The organism is Capnocytophaga sp. oral taxon 324 str. F0483 (genome assembly GCF_000318315.2).
Taxonomy (GTDB): Bacteria; Bacteroidota; Bacteroidia; order Flavobacteriales; family Flavobacteriaceae; genus Capnocytophaga; species Capnocytophaga ochracea.
Window position 1 is genome coordinate 9,389 of record NZ_KB291506.1, and the last position, 845, is coordinate 10,233.

General features: G+C 41.1%; 1 protein-coding gene. It reads right to left on the reverse strand.

Translation table 11 applies throughout. From position 1 onward, the window contains the following. Window positions 1-137: 137 nt before the first annotated feature. A partial coding sequence (locus HMPREF9072_RS12455) for a glycoside hydrolase family 6 protein (RefSeq protein ID WP_009410608.1) occupies window positions 138-845 on the reverse strand: 708 nt, incomplete at its 5' end.

Here is an 845-nt window from a genome sequence, read left to right on the forward strand (position 1 = left end):
TTTTCACAGGCGGTCATTACCCATAAAAAAGCTACTAAGGATAGTAATTTATTCATAATCTTTAATCTTATTTATTTGTATTATTTATTATCTTTGTAATGATAAAAGTTATTTTCTAATTGCTTGTCGTGCTACGACTATTTTAAGTTTTGAGGTACTTCCAAAATCTCTATACTTTTTACTCTCATAGCATTTTGCACCAAGTGTCTCGTATATTCAGGGTAAGGCTGTCCCGCTTTTGGGGCTCCCATATTACATTCACCATCAGAGCCACCTCCTCCGTTAATCCACAAATAAGCATCGGCGTATGGGCCTGTGGTTTTGGTAGTGCTACGCGGACCTAAAGCTGCATTAAAGTTATTGCAAGAGTTATAAGGAGGGTGTGCATTCTGGTGTTTAGGTCTATTGATACCACTGCGCCCTGTGTCAATCACGTAACGCACTTTGTCAAAACCTTTAGAAGCTAAGTAAGTTACAAATGTCTCAGCTGCTGCTTGTTCTTCAGCAGTGCCTCCTAAGCCCGAAACATTCAATGCGAAACCACGCATATCTTTTAAACCAGCATCAATAATGGCAGTAGCCATTGCTTTAGAATTATTGGTCACCAAAGGCCCATTCCCGGCGTGGATATAGCTCGCTACATTCGGGTTGTTGTTCTTTAGTTTCTCAGCAACATAGCGTAATAATTTAGCACGCTCCTCGTACTCAGCCGAGCCCTTTTTATGTCCACAGTAGTTAATAGCATCGGGTTCGATAATTACTACTGCACGGCGTTGTCCAATAATGGCACTTACACGATCTATCCACGCTCTGTAAGAAGCGGCATTAGGATGTCCACCTTTTGA